Source organism: uncultured Castellaniella sp., assembly GCF_937988725.1.
Taxonomy (GTDB): Bacteria; Pseudomonadota; Gammaproteobacteria; order Burkholderiales; family Burkholderiaceae_B; genus Castellaniella.
In genome coordinates this window covers 1,141,978-1,158,028 of sequence record NZ_CALKHS010000010.1, presented here as the reverse complement: position 1 = coordinate 1,158,028, position 16,051 = coordinate 1,141,978, and the positions used below count along the sequence as shown (strand labels likewise).

The 16,051-nt window shown below is 67.9% G+C and carries 14 protein-coding genes and 1 tRNA gene; 11 read left to right on the top strand and 4 right to left on the bottom strand.

Features of this window, described 5'->3' with window-relative positions; translation table 11 throughout:
- Nucleotides 1-60: 60 nt before the first annotated feature.
- Entirely contained in the window at nucleotides 61-1,113 is a 1,053-nt protein-coding gene (locus Q0263_RS15915; protein ID WP_298018301.1) for a LacI family DNA-binding transcriptional regulator, read from the bottom strand.
- Between the two features lie 111 nt (nucleotides 1,114-1,224).
- Between Q0263_RS15915 and Q0263_RS15910 the strand changes: the two genes are divergently transcribed.
- The 8 genes from Q0263_RS15910 (at nucleotide 1,225) to Q0263_RS15875 (ending at nucleotide 9,152) form a co-directional block, all read left to right on the top strand.
- Entirely contained in the window at nucleotides 1,225-2,238 is a 1,014-nt protein-coding gene (locus tag Q0263_RS15910) for a TRAP transporter substrate-binding protein (protein ID WP_298018298.1), read from the top strand.
- Between the two features lie 81 nt (nucleotides 2,239-2,319).
- A complete protein-coding gene (locus tag Q0263_RS15905; RefSeq protein ID WP_298018295.1) occupies nucleotides 2,320-2,862 on the top strand; it encodes a TRAP transporter small permease subunit in 543 nt (180 codons plus the stop codon).
- Nucleotides 2,859-4,139, top strand: a complete 1,281-nt coding sequence (locus tag Q0263_RS15900; protein ID WP_298018291.1) for a TRAP transporter large permease — start codon at nucleotides 2,859-2,861, stop codon at nucleotides 4,137-4,139. The genes Q0263_RS15905 and Q0263_RS15900 overlap by 4 nt, the downstream gene beginning before the upstream one ends.
- Nucleotides 4,140-4,220: 81 nt before the next feature.
- Nucleotides 4,221-4,760 (top strand): VOC family protein, encoded by a 540-nt coding sequence (locus Q0263_RS15895; protein WP_298018289.1) that lies wholly within the window; start codon nucleotides 4,221-4,223, stop codon nucleotides 4,758-4,760.
- A 7-nt stretch (nucleotides 4,761-4,767) separates the two neighbouring features.
- Entirely contained in the window at nucleotides 4,768-6,033 is a 1,266-nt protein-coding gene (locus Q0263_RS15890) for a ribulose-bisphosphate carboxylase large subunit family protein (RefSeq protein ID WP_298018286.1), read from the top strand.
- Entirely contained in the window at nucleotides 6,023-7,393 is a 1,371-nt protein-coding gene (locus Q0263_RS15885; protein ID WP_298018284.1) for a four-carbon acid sugar kinase family protein, read from the top strand. Before Q0263_RS15890 ends, Q0263_RS15885 begins: the two co-directional genes overlap by 11 nt.
- A gap of 101 nt (nucleotides 7,394-7,494) precedes the next feature.
- The gene (locus Q0263_RS15880) at nucleotides 7,495-8,421 is read left to right on the top strand and encodes a glyoxylate/hydroxypyruvate reductase A (RefSeq protein WP_298018281.1); all 927 of its coding nucleotides are present in this window, start codon (nucleotides 7,495-7,497) and stop codon (nucleotides 8,419-8,421) included.
- 5 nt (nucleotides 8,422-8,426) lie between these two features.
- The gene (locus tag Q0263_RS15875; protein ID WP_298019174.1) at nucleotides 8,427-9,152 is read left to right on the top strand and encodes a hypothetical protein; all 726 of its coding nucleotides are present in this window, start codon (nucleotides 8,427-8,429) and stop codon (nucleotides 9,150-9,152) included.
- On the opposite strand, the gene Q0263_RS15870 is transcribed toward Q0263_RS15875, so the two are convergent.
- Entirely contained in the window at nucleotides 9,130-10,230 is a 1,101-nt protein-coding gene (locus tag Q0263_RS15870) for an ADP-ribosylglycohydrolase family protein (RefSeq protein WP_298018278.1), read from the bottom strand. The genes Q0263_RS15875 and Q0263_RS15870 overlap by 23 nt on opposite strands.
- A gap of 154 nt (nucleotides 10,231-10,384) precedes the next feature.
- Here Q0263_RS15870 and Q0263_RS15865 point away from each other — a divergent pair, with 154 nt between their 5' ends.
- Nucleotides 10,385-12,355 (top strand): acetoacetate--CoA ligase, encoded by a 1,971-nt coding sequence (locus Q0263_RS15865; RefSeq protein WP_298018275.1) that lies wholly within the window; start codon nucleotides 10,385-10,387, stop codon nucleotides 12,353-12,355.
- A 133-nt stretch (nucleotides 12,356-12,488) separates the two neighbouring features.
- Nucleotides 12,489-13,427, top strand: coding sequence for a M14 family metallocarboxypeptidase (locus tag Q0263_RS15860; RefSeq protein WP_298018272.1), 939 nt, complete (start codon nucleotides 12,489-12,491; stop codon nucleotides 13,425-13,427).
- 176 nt (nucleotides 13,428-13,603) lie between these two features.
- Here Q0263_RS15860 and Q0263_RS15855 read toward each other — a convergent pair whose 3' ends face one another.
- Entirely contained in the window at nucleotides 13,604-15,178 is a 1,575-nt protein-coding gene (locus Q0263_RS15855; RefSeq protein WP_298018269.1) for a sensor domain-containing diguanylate cyclase, read from the bottom strand.
- A gap of 131 nt (nucleotides 15,179-15,309) precedes the next feature.
- On the opposite strand from Q0263_RS15855, the gene Q0263_RS15850 reads away from it, so the two are divergent.
- Nucleotides 15,310-15,386, top strand: a tRNA-Met gene (locus tag Q0263_RS15850).
- Nucleotides 15,387-15,401: 15 nt separating this feature from the next.
- Here Q0263_RS15850 and Q0263_RS15845 read toward each other — a convergent pair.
- Nucleotides 15,402-15,803, bottom strand: a complete 402-nt coding sequence (locus Q0263_RS15845; RefSeq protein ID WP_298018267.1) for an AlpA family phage regulatory protein — start codon at nucleotides 15,801-15,803, stop codon at nucleotides 15,402-15,404.
- Between the last annotated feature and the right edge of the window lie 248 nt (nucleotides 15,804-16,051).

Sequence of the window (16,051 nt, the reverse complement as noted above, 5' to 3'; positions counted from 1 at the left end):
ACCACAGTCTAACGGATTGACGGCGCGGGGCAAGCGGCGGTCGGCCCGCCAGCATATCGGTCACGGCAAATTCTCGCTGAACACCACGCTGATCTGCATCGGTTCGATGCCCGCCATGGGCTCGCGCCCGGCGCGGACGTTGGCGAAGATGCGCACGGCCGACAGGATGGTCGACTGCAGGTTCTGGTTCAGCAGCGCGTCCATGGTGCCGTCGATCAGCAGGCTGCGAGTGTCGGGGGTCAGGCCGTGGCCGATGAAGACGATGTCCTGGTCCCTGCGGGCGTCCTTCAGGGCCTTGCCGACGCCGTCGGAGGCGCCGCCGATGTTGTAGATGCCGGCCAGGTCCGGGTGCTGGTCCAGCAATTGGCGGGCCTGGCGGTAGTTGGTGGCCGCGTCGTCGTGGCCTTCCTTCAGGCCGACCACCTGCAATCCAGGAAATTTTTCGTACAGCACGTCCTGGAAACCCATTTCGCGTTCCTCGTGGCCGCGGTAATGACGGCTGCCGGCGATCATGGCGACGCGCCCCGGGCGCGCGCCGATGAAGCGGCCCATCAGCAGGCCGGCGCTGCGGCCCGCCGCCCGGTTGTCCAGCCCGACGTAGGCGCAGCGCGCGGACCGGGACAGGTCGGAAATCAGGGTGATGGTGTGCACGCCCCGCTCGGCCAGTTGGTTGACGGCTTCGCGCACCACCGGGTGTTCCAGCGCCATGAAGGCGATGCCGTCGGCGCGCCTGCCTTCCCGCAGCAGGGTGTCGGCCAGGATGTGGGGGTCGAAGCCTTCGACGAAGCGGCTGCGGCACTGCACGTTGAACGGGTCCGTGTGGTCGTGCGCGGCGCCGGCGTAATCCCCCAGCATGTTCAGGTAGCGGTTGGTGCCGGCCGGCAGCAGGAACAGCAGGCGCATGGGGTGGGGCTGCAGCGCCCGATACAGGTCCGCCTGCGGCAGGTAGCGCAGATCGGCCGCCGCCTGGAAGACGGCCTGCACGGTGGCCGCCCGCACGCCGGGGCGCTGGTTCAGGACGCGATCGACCGTGGCGGTGGAGACCCCGGCCGCCTGGGCGATTTCACGGATGCCGGGGCGCCGGCGAGGAGAAGATGGCTGATCGCTATTCACATCAAAAACAATCAGAATTTATGATTGACCATCGACATCATATATTGAACACTTACGGCATACAAGAAGGCGATAGAATCCGCACATCAAATTCAATCACGGAGACATCATATGAAACCTGCCTCTTTTCTGCTTCGCCAAGGTCTGGCCGGGGCGATCCTGGCATCCGGTCTGGGCCTGATGGCGAGCCAGGCCTCGGCCGCCCCGCTGACCCTGCGCTACGGGCACATGAATTCCCCCAACAGCGTGGCGGGGCAGCAGGCCCAGATGTTCGCCGACAAGGTCAAGGAATACACCAAGGGCGAAGTCGTCATCCAGGTGTACCCGTCCTCGCAGCTGGGCAAGCTGCAGGAACTGGCCGAGGCGACGTCCACGGGCGTGATCGCGCTGTCCCACAACACGGCCGGCGGCATCGGCGCCCTGTATGAACCGGTGGCGGCGCTGGATACCCCGTATCTGTACCGGGACGTCGATCACCTGATGAAGGTGACGGATATCGCCTCGCCGGTGATGAAGGACCTGAACAAGGGGCTGATCGAGTCGGCCGGCGTGCGTGTCCTGTACGCCTATGACTTCGGCACCCGGGAATTGACGGCGAACAAGGCCGTCCGCACGCCGGCGGATCTGGCGGGCGTGAAGATCCGGTCCTTGCCGTTTCCGATCTACATGACGGCGGTCGAGGCCCTGGGCGCCGTTCCCGTGCCGGTGGACTGGTCGGAAGTGCCCACGGCGCTGGCGACCGGCCAGGTGTCGGGACAGGAAAACCCGGTGGATGTGGTGCTGTCCAACAAGCTGTACGAGTCGCAGTCGCACCTGATGCGCACGGGCCACATCACCAACCCGGAACTCATCATCATGAACGACCGTACCTGGAAGAAGCTTAGCGACGCGCAGCGGGACGCCTTCACGCGCGCGGCGGAGGAAACCCGCACCAAGGCCACCGAGATGGTGCTGTCCCAGGAAGCCACGCAGCTCGCCAAGCTGAAGGAACTGGGCATGAAGGTCATCGGCCCCGATGACGGCCTGGACCTGAAGGCCTTCCAGGATCGCGCGCACAAGCTGGTGCAGGAGCGTTTCGGCGCGAAGTACGGCGACCTCTACAAACAGATCGCCGCCATCCAGTAAGCCCCGCCGGGCTTCGTCCGGCATCGTCAGCCCCTATGCCGCCGCGCGGGTCCGTCCGGCGCGGCGGGGAGTCCTCCCATCATGTCCTCCACCTCGATCCATCCGGACGGGCCGCCGCCGGGCTGTCTCGCATCGCTGCTGCCGCGCCTGTGCCGCGGGTTTGAAAGACTGGCCATCGTGATGCTGCTGCTGACGACCTTTCTGGTCGTGCTGCAGGTGGCGGCGCGCAATGTCTGGCAGGTCGGCCTGCCCTGGGCGGACGAGCTGGCCCGGTACGGCGGGCTGGGCATCGTCTACCTGGCCATCCCTCTGTTGCTGCTGCAAAACGGCCACATCGCCGTGGACATCCTCAGCTCGCGAGTGAAGGGGCGCGCCGGCCGGGTGCTGGCCGTCGTCAACGAAATCATCATCCTGGCGTTCTGCGGCCTGTTCCTGCACGGCAGCTATCTGTTCCTGATGAAGGCCGGGAAATTCTCCACGCCGGCCCTGCGGATGCCCAACCTGATTTTCTATCTGCCGGTGGTGGTCGGGGTGCTGCTGTTCACCCTGGTGGCCGTTCTGCGCCTGACGCGCGCCGTCCGGCCGGCCTCGGCCGGCGCCGATTCGCGGGGGACGCCGTCATGATGAGCCTGACCATTCTGGTGCTGTTCCTGGTGATCATGCTGATGGGCGTGCCCATCGCCGTCGCCATGGGGATGTCGGCCGGCATCGTGCTCTGGTGGTTCGACCTGCCGCTGTCGGTGCTGGCGCAGCGCATGGTCAATGCGCTGGATTCCACGCCCTTGCTGGCGGTCCCGATGTTCATCTTCGCCGCCTGCCTGTTCAATGCGTCCGGCATCACGGACAGCCTGTTCACGCTGGTGCGCATGCTGGTCGGGCGCATCCGGGGCGGCCTGGGACACGTGTCGGTGCTGACCAGCCTGATCTTCTCCGGGATGTCGGGCGCCGCGCTGGCCGATATCGGGGCGCTGGGGGGCACCCAGATGCGCCTGATGCGGGAGCAGGGCTACAAGCCCGAGTTCGCCGCCGGCATCACGATGGCCGCGGCCACGATCGGGCCGATCTTCCCGCCCAGCATTCCGCTGATCATCTTCGCTTCGGCGGCCGAGGTGTCCGCCGTGAAGCTGCTGCTGGCCGGCGTCGTGCCGGGGCTGATCATCACGGCCCTGCTGATGGTGCAGATCGCGGTCATGGCCAGGCGCCAGAATCTGCCGCGCGACACCATCGCCGTCAATGCGCGGGCGCTGCTGCGCCAGGCCCTGGTGGCGTTCCCGGCGCTGTGCGCGCCGCTGGTGCTGATCGGCGGCCTGGTCAGCGGCCTGTTCGGGCCGACCGAGGTCGCGGGGGTGACCGTGGTGTACGCCCTGTTCCTGGGCTTCGCGGTCTATCGCCGGCTGACGTTTCGCGGCGTCTGGGACGCGGCCCGGGAAACCGTCAGGGCGACGGCCAGCGTGCTGTTCATCGTGGGCGCGGCGGCCCTGTTCGCCTGGGTCCTGACGATCGACCAGGTGCCCATGCTGGCGACGGAATTCTTCCTGGGCCTGTCCAGCAGCCCCTTCGTCCTGCTGATGATCGTCAATGTGCTGCTGCTGGTGGTGGGCATGTTCATGGAGTCGATCGCCGCGATCCTGATCCTGGCGCCGATCCTGACGCCGGCGCTGCTGGCCGCCGGGGTGGATCCCGTGCAGTTGGGGGTGGTCGTGGTGCTGAACCTGATGATCGGCCTGCTGACGCCGCCCGTGGGCATGAGCCTGTACATGGTCAGCATCATGGCGCGCATGCCCCTGCACCGCGTGATCGCGGGGGCCCTGCCGTTTTTCTTCCCGCTGCTGCTGTCGCTGCTGGTCGTCACGCTGGTGCCGGCGGTGTCCACCTGGTTTCCAAGCCTGTTCGTCCGGTGAACGGGCGCGCGCCGCGGGCGCGTGAAAGATTGATGTCGTCCGGCGCCTGAAGCGCGGGACGCAAGAAGAGGAGCACGAGCAATGAGTCGTTTTTTCGGAGAGATCCGCCAGCTGGGCTACGTCGTCAAGGACATCGAAGCGGCGATGGACTACTGGAGCCGCACCCTGGGCGTCGGCCCCTGGTACTACAACCCCAAGGTGCCGATCCGCAACTACCAATACCGGGGACAGGCCTACGAACCCCACAATTCGGTGGCGCTGGCCAATTCCGGGGACGTGCAGGTCGAGCTGATCCAGACCCGCAACGACGTGCCGTCCATGTATCGGGATTTCCAGCAGGCGGGGCATGAGGGCCTGCAGCACGTGGCCTACTGGACCCGCCAGTACGACGCGGACCTGGAGCGCCTGCTGGCCCGGGGCTTCAAGCCCGTCATGGGCGGCGAGGTCGGCGAGAACGGCCGCTTCATCTATTTCGACACCGAATACCATCCGGGCACGGTCATCGAACTGTCCGAGGTCCTGGGGCCCAAGGGCGCGCTGTTCGACCTGATCCGCCAGGAATCCCGGGGCTGGGACGGCCGCGACCCCATCCGGCCGTTCCCCGATCTGAACACGCTGTGAGCCCGTCATGGACGATCTTCACTACGAGGCCGACTATCTGATCGAGACGCCGCTGGATCCGGACCGCGTCGCGCAGGTGATGGCGGGCGAGCAATCCTGCGGCACCTTCACGCGGGTGGCGGGCGAGACCGACGAGCTGCGCGGCCGCGCCCGGGCCGCCGTGCTGGACGTGCGGGTCCTGGGCCGGGCGGATCAGCCGTCCCTGCCCAATGCGTTCCTGGCCCGCCGTCGGGTGGAAGGCCCCTGGACCCAGGCCCGGGTGCGGATCCGCTTTCCGACGGCCAATGTCGGCGCGAACCTGCCGACGCTGTACGCGACGGTGGCGGGCAATCTGTATGACCTGGGCGAGGTCACGGGCATGCGGCTGGACGCCCTGCGCGTGCCGGCGGACTACCGCGCGCGGTTCGACTTCCCGACTCACGGCGTGCGCGGCACGCGGGCGGTCACGGGGGTGGAACGCGGCGCCATGATCGGCACCATCATCAAGCCCAATGTGGGCCTGTCCGCGCGGCAGACGGCGGAACTGGTGGCGACGCTGTGCGAGGCGGGCGTGGATTTCATCAAGGACGACGAGATCTGCGCCGACCCCGCGCATGCGCCCCTGTCGGAACGCGTGCCGGCGGTGATGGCCGCGGTGCGCGATTATCGGGCGCGCACGGGCCGGACGGTGATGGTGGCCTTCAACATCAGCGACGAACTGGATGCCATGCGCCGCCATGCGGACCTGGTGAGCCGCGAAGGCGGTTCCTGCGTGATGGTCAGCCTGAACAGCTGCGGCTTTTCCGCCGTGCAGAGCTTGCGCCGCAGCACGCCCCTGGCCATTCACGGCCACCGCAACGGCTACGGTTCGATGTCGCGTCATCCTCTGCTGGGCATTTCGTTCCAGGCGTACCAGACCTTGTGGCGTCTGGCGGGCGTGGATCACATGCACGTGCATGGCCTGCAGGGCAAGTTCGCCCAGACCGATGCCGAGGTCGTGGAATCCGCCCAGGCCTGCCTGGCGCCGCTGGCGCCGGGGCAGGACGACGCCGTCCTGCCGGCCTTTTCCTCGGGACAATGGGCGGGGACCGTGCCGGCCACGTACCGGGCGGTGGGCGACGATCTGCTGTTCATGTCGGGCGGCGGCATCCTGGCGCATCCCGATGGTCCCGCCGCCGGCGTCCGCAGCCTGCGCCAGGCCTGGGAGGCCGCCCGCGGCGGCGCGGACCTGGCCGACTTCGCCCGCCAGGCGCCAGAACTGCGCCGGGCGCTGGAGTTCTTCGGTGGCCGCTGATCCGCGCCAGAACCCCCCGGCGGATGCGCCCCCGGACGCGTCGGACCTGAAGCTGGTCTTTTACGCGGATGACTTCACCGGGGCGACCGACACCCTGGCCACGGTGGCGCGGGCGGGATTGCGGGCGACGCTGTTCCTGCGCCTGCCCACCGCCGCTCAGCGGGCGGCCGTCGGCCCCCAGGACTGCCTGGGCATCGCGGGCGCCTCCCGGTCCATGACCCGCCGGCAGCTGCAGGCGGAGCTGGGCCGGGTGGCGGATCACGTCGCGCCGTGGCATGCCCCCGTGGTGCATTACAAGACCTGCTCCACCTTCGACAGCGGCCCTTCGGTGGGCAATATCGGGCTGGCCGTGAAGGTGTTGCGGGAACGCCTGCCGGCGGGTCCGTTCGTGCCGATCGTGGGCGGCCAGCCCAATCTGGGCCGGTATTGCGTGTTCGGCAATCTATTCGCCGCCTTTCAGGTGGGAGGCGAGGTCTTCCGCCTGGATCGGCACCCGACCATGAGCCGCCATCCGGTGACGCCGATGGACGAATCCGACTTGCGCCGGCACCTGGCCCGCCAGGGCCTCAAGGCCACGGCCGGCATCGCCTATCCGGCCTATGACGAAGCGCCCGACCGGCTGGATGCGCGGGTGGCCGAGGCGGCGGCGGCCGGTCCGGACGGGGTCCTGCTGGATGTGGCGGCGCCTGCGCATCTCGCGGCGATCGGCCGGATCCTGTGGGACCGGGCCCGGCGCCAGCCGCTGCTGGCCGTCGGCCCCAGCAGCGTCGAACAGGCGCTGCTGACGCAGTGGGTGACGGCCGATCACCAGGCGGCCGCGCAGGCGCGGGAACAGGACGCCTCGGACGCCGGCCGACCGGACGGCCCGGTGCTGGTGTTTTCGGGCAGCCTGTCGCCGCGCACGGCCCGGCAGATCCAGGCGGCGCGATCGTATGAGCGGGTTCCCGTCGCGGTCGGCGACCTGCTGGATGGCGCGTCGGACGGCCGCGCCGCCGCGCGGGACCGGATCGTGCGCTCGCTGCGCGGCGGCCATCACGTCCTGGCGCATTGGGTCGATCGTTCGGGGGCGGCGGCCGCGTCGCGCCTGGACCCTGCCCAGTTGGCCAGGGCCGGGGCGGGCCTGGCCGCGGACGTGCTGCGCGAAGTCCGCCCCGGACGCCTGGGCCTGTCGGGCGGCGATACGTCCAGCCATTGCATGCAGGCGCTGGACGCCTGGGCGCTGACCTATCGTCGGACGCTGGAACCCGGCGTGGCGCTGTGCCGGCTGCACGCGGATTCCCCCGGGCTCGGCGGGCTGACGCTCATGCTCAAGGGGGGCCAGATGGGCTCCGACGACATCTTCGAGCGACTGCTGGTCTGAGGCCCGGATCCCCATCCCCCCTGTGCTAAAGTCCCGAGGTCATTCACCATTGTTGGTTCAGCGCAAGGCGGCATGGCCGCCCCCAGCCTGACGGCCTGTGTATGGAAATCGTCTTCGCCTCCCGCCACGAATCGAATCCCCTGGAGTGGGTCAACGCCCTGCAGCAGGCGCTGCCGGAACACCGCGTGCGCCTGTGGGATGAAGGCGGATCGGGAAGGGCGGATGCCGCCGTCGTGTGGGCGCCGCCGGCCGAGCTGTTCGTCCGCGAACCCGGGTTGACGCATCTCTTCAACCTGGGGGCGGGGGTGGACGCCCTGCTGCGGATGCCCGACCTGCCGGACGGCATCACGCTGGTGCGCGTGGAAGACGGTGGCATGGCCGTGCAGATGGCGGAATACGTCCTGCATTACCTGATCCGCGAATCCCGGGACCTGGGTCGCTACGCCGGCCTTCAGGCGCAGGCCCGCTGGCAGCCGCTGGACGACATCGACCGGGACGCCTGGCCGGTCGGCGTCATGGGCGGCGGCGTGATGGGCGCCCGCGTGGCGCAGGCCTGCGCCGCGCTGGACTATCCCGTGGCGGTGTGGTCGCGCAGCGGCCGGCCGGTGGCGGGAACCCGGGCCTTCAGCCAGGACCGGCTGGCGGATTTCCTGGCGGGCACGCGGGTGCTGGTCAATGTCCTGCCGCTGACGGACGATACGCGCGGCATCCTGTCGCGCGCCGTTTTCGAACAGCTGCGGCCCGACGCCTATCTGATCAACATCGCGCGAGGAGACCATCTGGTCGAGGCCGATCTGCTGGCCTGCCTGGACAGCGGGCGCCTGCGCGGGGCGGTGCTGGACGTCTTTTCCCGGGAACCGCTGCCGTCCGATCATCCTTTCTGGACCGATGCGCGCATCCAGGTGACGCCGCACGTGGCCGGGGCCAGCCTGATGTCGCTGACCGTGCGGCAGATCGCCGGCAAGGTCCGGGCCGTGGTCCGGGGGGAATCCATCACCGGCGTCGTGGACCGGGCGCGGCAGTACTGATGGCCATGCCGGGCGCCGTGCGCCGGATCGCATGCGGGGCCCTGGGCGCGGCGCTGGTGCTGCTGGCGTCGGCCTGTTCCTCGCCGCCGGTCGAAGGGCTGCGGGGCGAATCGTTTTCCAGCGATCAACTGGTGCAGAACGACAACAATCGCCTGCAGACCATGGCCATGCGGGACAATCTGGACAGCCTGGTCCGCTTGCTGGAAAAACTGTATCGCCGCAACCCGGGGGAATGGCGCAAGGCCGGTTTCTCCGACCTGAAATCTGCCCTGGCCCAGGGGGATGCGCGCATCCGCGCCGGGGAAGTGCCCAAGGAACTGGACGGCCTGCGGGATATCGAGGTCCTGTCCGTGGCGATGGATCCGCGCTATCCCGGCGACCGGGTGGCCGCCTTCGTGCTGGGGCTGTCCAACATGATCATCACGGCCCACGGCGGGCGCACGCGCTTTCACGTGGGAAATTCGGTGGATGCCCGCCACGTCTTCAATGCCGCCCGCAATCTGGAAATCGCGGCCTGGATGCTGGCCAGCCGGCGCGACGCCCAGGGCCGCCCGCTGCTGCTGTCCAATGAACTGGGCAACGGCGTGGCCAATCTGAGCTTCGAGCGCGAATTCGGCCGCATGATCGCCCGGCTGGACCTGGTCGCCGAATTGCAGGACGAAAGCGTCCGGCGCATCGGCATCAATTATCTGCAGGGGCTGCTGTTCTTCAACTTTCTGCCGGTGCGCTAGCCGCTTGCCGGGCCAGGCGTTCGGCCTGGGCCAGCAGGCGGGCGCTGTGTTCCAGCCCGTTCAGGAAGCGGTCGGGAATGGCCTGGATGCCGCCGATGGCCCCGGCCAGCGCCCCGGTCAGGATGGCGCGGGCCTGGTTCTGGCCGCCGCCGTTGACGGCATGCAGCACGGCGGATTCGAAATCCCCCTGGAACCGGCCCGCCAGATAGTAGGCGGCGGGGAACTGGTGATAGACCGCGCAGGGCATGCCATAGACCAGGGACGCTTTCCAGGCCGGCTCGATGCGGATGTCGGGATCGGTGGCCGCGCGTAGGATGCCGGACGTCGTCAGCAGCGCGTCGGGAGACGGGAACTGGCCCGCCTGCCGGGGGGCTTCGGGGCCGGGCGGCGGGGTCTGCTCGCCGACGGACGTGACCGCGTGAAAGGGCAGGGCGCCGTCGTGCACCATCGTCATCAGGCGGTCGGAGGTCTGCGCGTCCAGCGGCTCGCCGCGCACCAGGCTGCCCAGCACGCAGCCGTAGGCCACGGTCATGGCCATGACCGTGGTGTCGTGCTGGGTCAGCAGCGTATTGGCCGATACCTGCCGCGCCAGCTCGGCGGGGCGCAGGGCGTAGCGGATGGCCAGGGCGGGAATGCGTTCAGCGGCTTCGGTGGTGTCGGCCAGGCCGGACACCTGGCCCCAAGGGCGCTGTTCGCGCACCCGCAGCCGCCAGGCTTCGCGGATCGACTGGCTGGTGTAGCCGCCCGGCCCGTTCATGGGAGTGCCGTCCAGTTGCGGGAACAGGTCCTGGTCCAGCCGCCGGCAGAAGTCGTCCTCGTCATAGCGTTCGCAGTCGACCAGGGACTGCGCGAGCAGGTCCAGGATGTAGCCGGCCTGCGACAGCTGCCCGGCCTTGAGGCCGCCGTGATAGCGGTCGGGGCGCGGATCGGTGTAGTCCGTGATCCAGGCGCCGTAGTCGCGGCGCAGGGCGTCCAGATCGTAGTACCAGTGCGGCCCCAGCGCCAGGGCGTCGCCGATGTAGGCGCCCATGAGGGCGCCCCGGGCGCGTTGTTCCAGTGTGATGTCTGCTTGTGTCATGCCGGATTCCAGGGCGGTGTGAGATCGGTCCAGTATGCGGCGGCGGGGGCCGCCAATGCAAGCGGCGAGCGCCGCATCGCGGCCTGGCGGCGCCACGGGACGCCGCGTAACGGTATAAGCTGATGCGATCAAAAATAATGCGAGGAGACTTCCGGTGAACAGTCCTGAGACCCGCCCTTTGTGGACGCCCGACGCCGAGCGCGTCGCCCGGGCCCGCATCACGGATTATCAGCGGTGGCTGGAGACGCGCAAGGGCAAGGCTTTTCCCGATTATCCCGCCCTGTGGCAATGGTCCGTCGACCACCTGGAAGACTTCTATCAGTCGGTCTGGGAATATTTCGATCTGCGCAGTTCCGCGCCTTGCAGCCGCGTGCTGGGCCGCCGCGCCATGCCCGGCGCGCAATGGTTCGAGGGCGCCCGCCTGAACCTGGCCGAGCAGGTCTTCCGTTTCCATCTGGATGATTCGGATCGCCCGGCCATTCTGTCGCGCTCGGAAATCCGTCCCCAGCAGGCCCTGGGCTGGGGGGCCTTGCGCACCCAGGTGGCCGCGGCCGCCCAGGGCTTGCGCGCCCTGGGCGTGGGGCCGGGCGACCGGGTGGTGGCCTATCTGCCCAATCTGCCCGAAACCCTGGTGGCCTTCCTGGCCGTCGCCAGCCTGGGGGCGATCTGGTCCAGCTGTTCGCCGGACATGGGCACCCGCAGCGTGCTGGACCGTTTTCGCCAGATCGATCCCAAGGTCATGCTGGCGGTCGATGGCTATCGGTACGGCGGCAAGGATTTCGACCGCCTGCCGGTGGTGGCGGGGCTGCGCGACGCGCTGCCGACGCTGGGCAAGGTCGTGCTGCTGCCCTATCTGGATCCGCAGGCCCGCCTGGATGGCGCCCTGCCGTGGGACGACCTGCTGGCGCAGCCGGCGGCCCCCATGCGGTTCGAACAGGTGCCCTTCGATCACCCGTTGTGGGTCGTCTATTCCTCCGGCACCACGGGGCTGCCCAAGCCCATCGTGCATGGTCACGGCGGCGTGCTGCTGAAAGGCCTGCAGGACCTGGCCCTGCAGATGGACATCGGCCCGCGGGACCGCTTCATGTGGTTCACCACCACCGGCTGGATCATGTGGAACATCCAGATGATGGGCCTGCTGACCGGGGCCACGGTCTGCCTGTATGACGGCAACCCGGGCTACCCGGACATGAATGCGCTGTGGGATTTCTCGGATCAGGCCGAGGTGACGTTCTTCGGGGCGGGCGCCGCGTATTTCCTGGCCTGCCGCAAGGCCGGCATCGAACCGGGAAAACGCCTGAGGCCGGGGCGCCTGCGGACGGTGGGGTCCACCGGGTCGCCTTTGTCCGACGACGGCTATCGCTGGCTGATGCGGCAGTTTCCGGACGTCCTGGTGGCGGCGCTCAGCGGCGGCACCGACGTCGCGGCGGCCTACGTCGGGCCGTGTCCCGTGCTGCCCGTGTACGCGGGCGAAATGCAGTGCCGCTATCTGGGCACGGCCGTGCGCGCCTATGACGATGAAGGCCGGTCGCTGGACGACGCAGTGGGCGAGCTGGTCGTCACCGAGCCCATGCCCTGCATGCCGCTGTATTTCTGGAACGATCCGGATGGCAGCCGCTATCGCGACAGCTATTTCAGCGTCTTCCCCGGGGTCTGGCGCCACGGCGACTGGATCCGCATCACGCCGCGCGGCGGCGCCATCATCTACGGCCGCTCGGATACGACCATCAACCGCCATGGGATCCGCATGGGGACGGCCGAGATCTATCGCGTCCTGGAGGCCTTTCCCGAAGTCCTGGACTGCATGGTGGTGGACCTGGAATACCTGGGCCGGGAATCCTATATGCCGCTGTTCGTGGTGCTGCGCGACGGCCAGGCGCTGAGCGACGCGCTGGCGGCGCGGATGAAAGCCGCCATCCGGGACAATCTGTCGGCCCGCCACGTGCCCGACGACATCCTGGCGGCTCCGGCGATTCCGCGCACCCTGAGCGGCAAGAAGATGGAACTGCCCGTCAAGCGGCTGCTGCTGGGCGAGCCACTGGACAAAGTCATCAACCCCGACGCCATGAGCAACCCCGACTGCCTGCCGTGGTACCTGGCCCTGGGGGAACGCCGCAGGCGGTGAGGGCGCGGCTGCCGGCCTGGGGCGGGTCCGCGCCATGGCGGTCGTGGGTCTTTCGTGCGTGGCCCGCTGGCTAAGGCGCTGTGGGGCCCCGTGCTACAGTGTTTGCCGACTTTTCGCCTTCGGAGTGGAGCTTATGCCAACCGCCTTCTATCCCATCGGAACGCCCGGAATCCCCTGGGGGGCGGCCGAGGTCGCCGCCTGGCGGGAACGGCAGCGGCGCCAGCGCAGCTACGCCGATCTGGTGCTGCGGGCGGTCGACGAACTGCGTGGGCGATTCGAGGTTGTGCAGTACGGCGAACTCGACTATGCGCCGGACGTCTATCCCCTGATGGCCCTGCGCAGCCGCCGCTGGCGGGGCGACCGGCCCGTGGCCCTGGTGACGGGCGGGGTGCATGGCTATGAGACCAGCGGGGTGATGGGGGCCCTACAGTTCGCCGCGCGGCATGCGGCGGATTTCGAGGATCGCTGCGATCTGCTGGTCGCGCCCTGCGTCAGCCCCTGGGGTTTCGAGCGCATCCACCGCTGGAACCCGCAAGCGCTGGATCCCAACCGGTCTTTCCGGGCGGATAGCCCGGCCCCCGAATCCGCGGCCTTGATGCGGCTGGTCGAATCCTTCGCCGCGCGGGCGCGGGTGCACATCGACCTGCATGAAACCACCGACACGGATGAAAGCGAATTCCGCCCGGCCCTGGCGGCCCGGGACGGGCGCCCCTTCACGCCGGGCGGGATCCCCGACGGCTTCTATCTGGTGGACGACGTCGACGCGCCCCAGCCGGACTTCCAGCAGGCGGTCATCGATGCCGTGGCCCGCGTCACGCATATCGCGCCGGCCGACGAGCGGGGCGAGATCATCGGCTCGCCCGTCGTGGCGCCAGGGGTGATCCGCTATGCCTTGCGGCCCCTGGGCCTGTGCGCGGGGATCACGGACGCCCCGTACCGCACCACGACCGAGGTCTATCCGGACAGCGCCAACGCGACGGTGGAAGAATGCAATGCCGCCCAGGTCACGGCGGTGCGCGCCGCCCTGGATTACGCGCTCTCGCATCCGGGGCATCGGGATCCCGGACATTAGGGTAAATCCCAATCTTGTCCTTTGGCGGTCGAGTGCCTATACTGAAGTCACTACCGGATGGTAGTGAATCTTCGCCTCAACGGCGTCGACTACGCACTGCGCCCATGCAGTGTTTACTGCCCCAGTGGCGGTAGGGCCCCACCAGAAGGTGGGGCCTTTACGTTTGGGCTCCCCTTTCAGGCCTCCGCCCCCATGACGCGATTGCGCCCCGCCTGCTTGGCGCGGTACAGGGCCTGGTCGGCGGCCTTCAGAACCTGTTCCGGGTCGATGGCGTCTTCGGGCGCCCAGGCGGCCACGCCGATCGACACCGTCACGGTTTCCTCCGGCAGGATGGCGGCGTGCTCGATGCCGGCCCGCAGTCGTTCGGCGATGTTGGCCGCCGCGTTCTGGTGCGCCCCGGGCAGCAGCGCCAGGAATTCCTCGCCGCCCATGCGAAACAGGGTGTCGCCCTCGCGGGCCTGGGTCCGCATCCAGTGGCCGACCTGCCGGATCACCTGATCCCCCGTATCGTGGCCATAGGTATCGTTGATGCGTTTGAAGAAGTCGATATCCAGCGCGATGACGGCGAAGGGCTGGCCCAGCGCCTGACAGGTCTGCAGGGCCAGGCTCAGGCCGCGCCGGTTGCCCAGGCCGGTCAGGGGATCCTGGTAGGCCTCGTCGTGCAGTTGATCCAGTTGCGCGCCGACGGCGCCCAGGCCTTCCAGCAGCGCCCGCTGCAGGCGCTGGGCCTCGAAGTACCAGCAGCGGATCGACTGGATGCGGCGCGCCATGTTGTCCTCGTAGCCGTCCTGCACGACCAGTGCCAGTTCGCCCAGGGGGCGGGAGACCCAGCCCGACAGGAACCAGAGCAGCGCCAGCAGCAGGCCCACCGGCACCAGCGACAGCCACAGCGCCCGGCGCATCAGCGTGTCCAGGCGCGCCAGCGTGACCTGGGTGGGGCGCTGGACGACGATGCCCCATTTGGCGGCCGGCACGTAGGCGAACCCGGCCAGCATGTCGATGCCCTGGCTGTTGGTGACCCGCAAGGCGCCGGTCTCGCCGTTCAGCACCGCGCCGATGGCCGGGTTGTCGTAGACCACTTCCGTGCCGATCCGGCTGGCCTGCGGGTGATACAGCAGCCGGCGCGTGGCATCCACCACGTAGACGTAGGTGTCGTTGCGGAAGTAATGCTGGCCGATCAGGCGCGACAGGCCGCCGTCGGATTTCAGGTAGACGGTGCCCGCCAGATAGCCGAGGTACTGGTCCTTGGCGGTGTACAGCGGATGGGTGACGAGGATGGACAGATTGCCCAGGATGGAGGTGAAGGGACTGCTGATCGTGGGCGTCAGGTGCCGCGGAGAGGACCGGGGGGCGTTCGGGTCCACGCGGCGGCCCCGGACCTTCAGGGCGCTGGGCGATACCGCCAGGATGACCCCCTGGCTGCCCATGACCGAGACGGTATTGAACCCGATGCCCTGAGCCCGCAGGCGGTCGACTTCGGATTGCAGCACGGTCGGGTCCATGCCGGATTGCACGACGCGCTCGGCGGAATACGCCAGGTCCTGCTGGGCCTGCCGCAACAGGTCGGACGTCGATGCGGCCAGCTTTTCCGCGAAGGCCTGGTTGGCCGCCAGGGTGTCTTCCATCAACTGATCGCGCTGGATCCGATAGGCCCCCGCCATGCCCGCCACCAGCATGGCCAGCACGCTGCCGATCGACAGGATCAGGACCAGCTGGCGCAGGGTGATGCGGGAAGGCTTCCGGATCTGCATCCCGTGAGGGTTCCTTTTTTGTTGGGTCGGTGCAGTTTGAACGGTCTGGGCTAGGCCAAGCCTACTATAGCTTATAAGGTTTAGGCCACCCTCTTGCAGGCGCAAAAATTCTTGCTATAATTGCGCTCTTTGGCGCATTAGCTCAGTTGGTTAGAGCGACGGAATCATAATCCGCAGGTCCCCTGTTCGAATCAGGGATGCGCCACCAAGGAATATCAAGGACTTAGCGAACATTCGCTAAGTCCTTTTCAGTTTCTTGGCCTCTCATTTTGCTCTCGTGTCCGACTTGTGTCCGAAATTTCCGGCGTTGGATGCGAGACGACTTGAGACGTTCAGTGTTGCGGCGGCGCCGCACAGGGCTGGCAGCCTCGGGAGTTTGCTGCACCTCCACCTCCCGATATTCTTCGGGGTTCTCTATCCATTCTTGCAAAGCAGCCGGCGTCCAACCACGCGCGCGCCCGCCCAGGTTGACGGGGCGCGGAAAGCGCCCCTCTGATATACGCCGGTAGATCGTAGCGCGGCTGATGGCCGTGATGCGTATTACATCGGCGATGCGATAAAACGCAGGCGCTACAGGGAAAGCTGTGTGTGCCGATCGCCTGGCGATTCCTTGCTGGTCAGACATGGCCATCTCCGTAGTGGATTGAGATGGCCTTAGGATGCCTCAAATGATCTCACCTACAAACCTGTAAGGGCGTAGCGTAGCGCAGTAGCGCTCTGTACATTTACCGGTTCCCACGTTAATCCGCCATTTGTTGTGTACAGACCGCCAGAGACTGTACGAGCGGCTTCCGAACCGACATGCTAGCCAGCGCATCTGTAAGTTATAGTAATTACAGTTACTATCAGAAAACAAACGCAAACTTGCCCTGC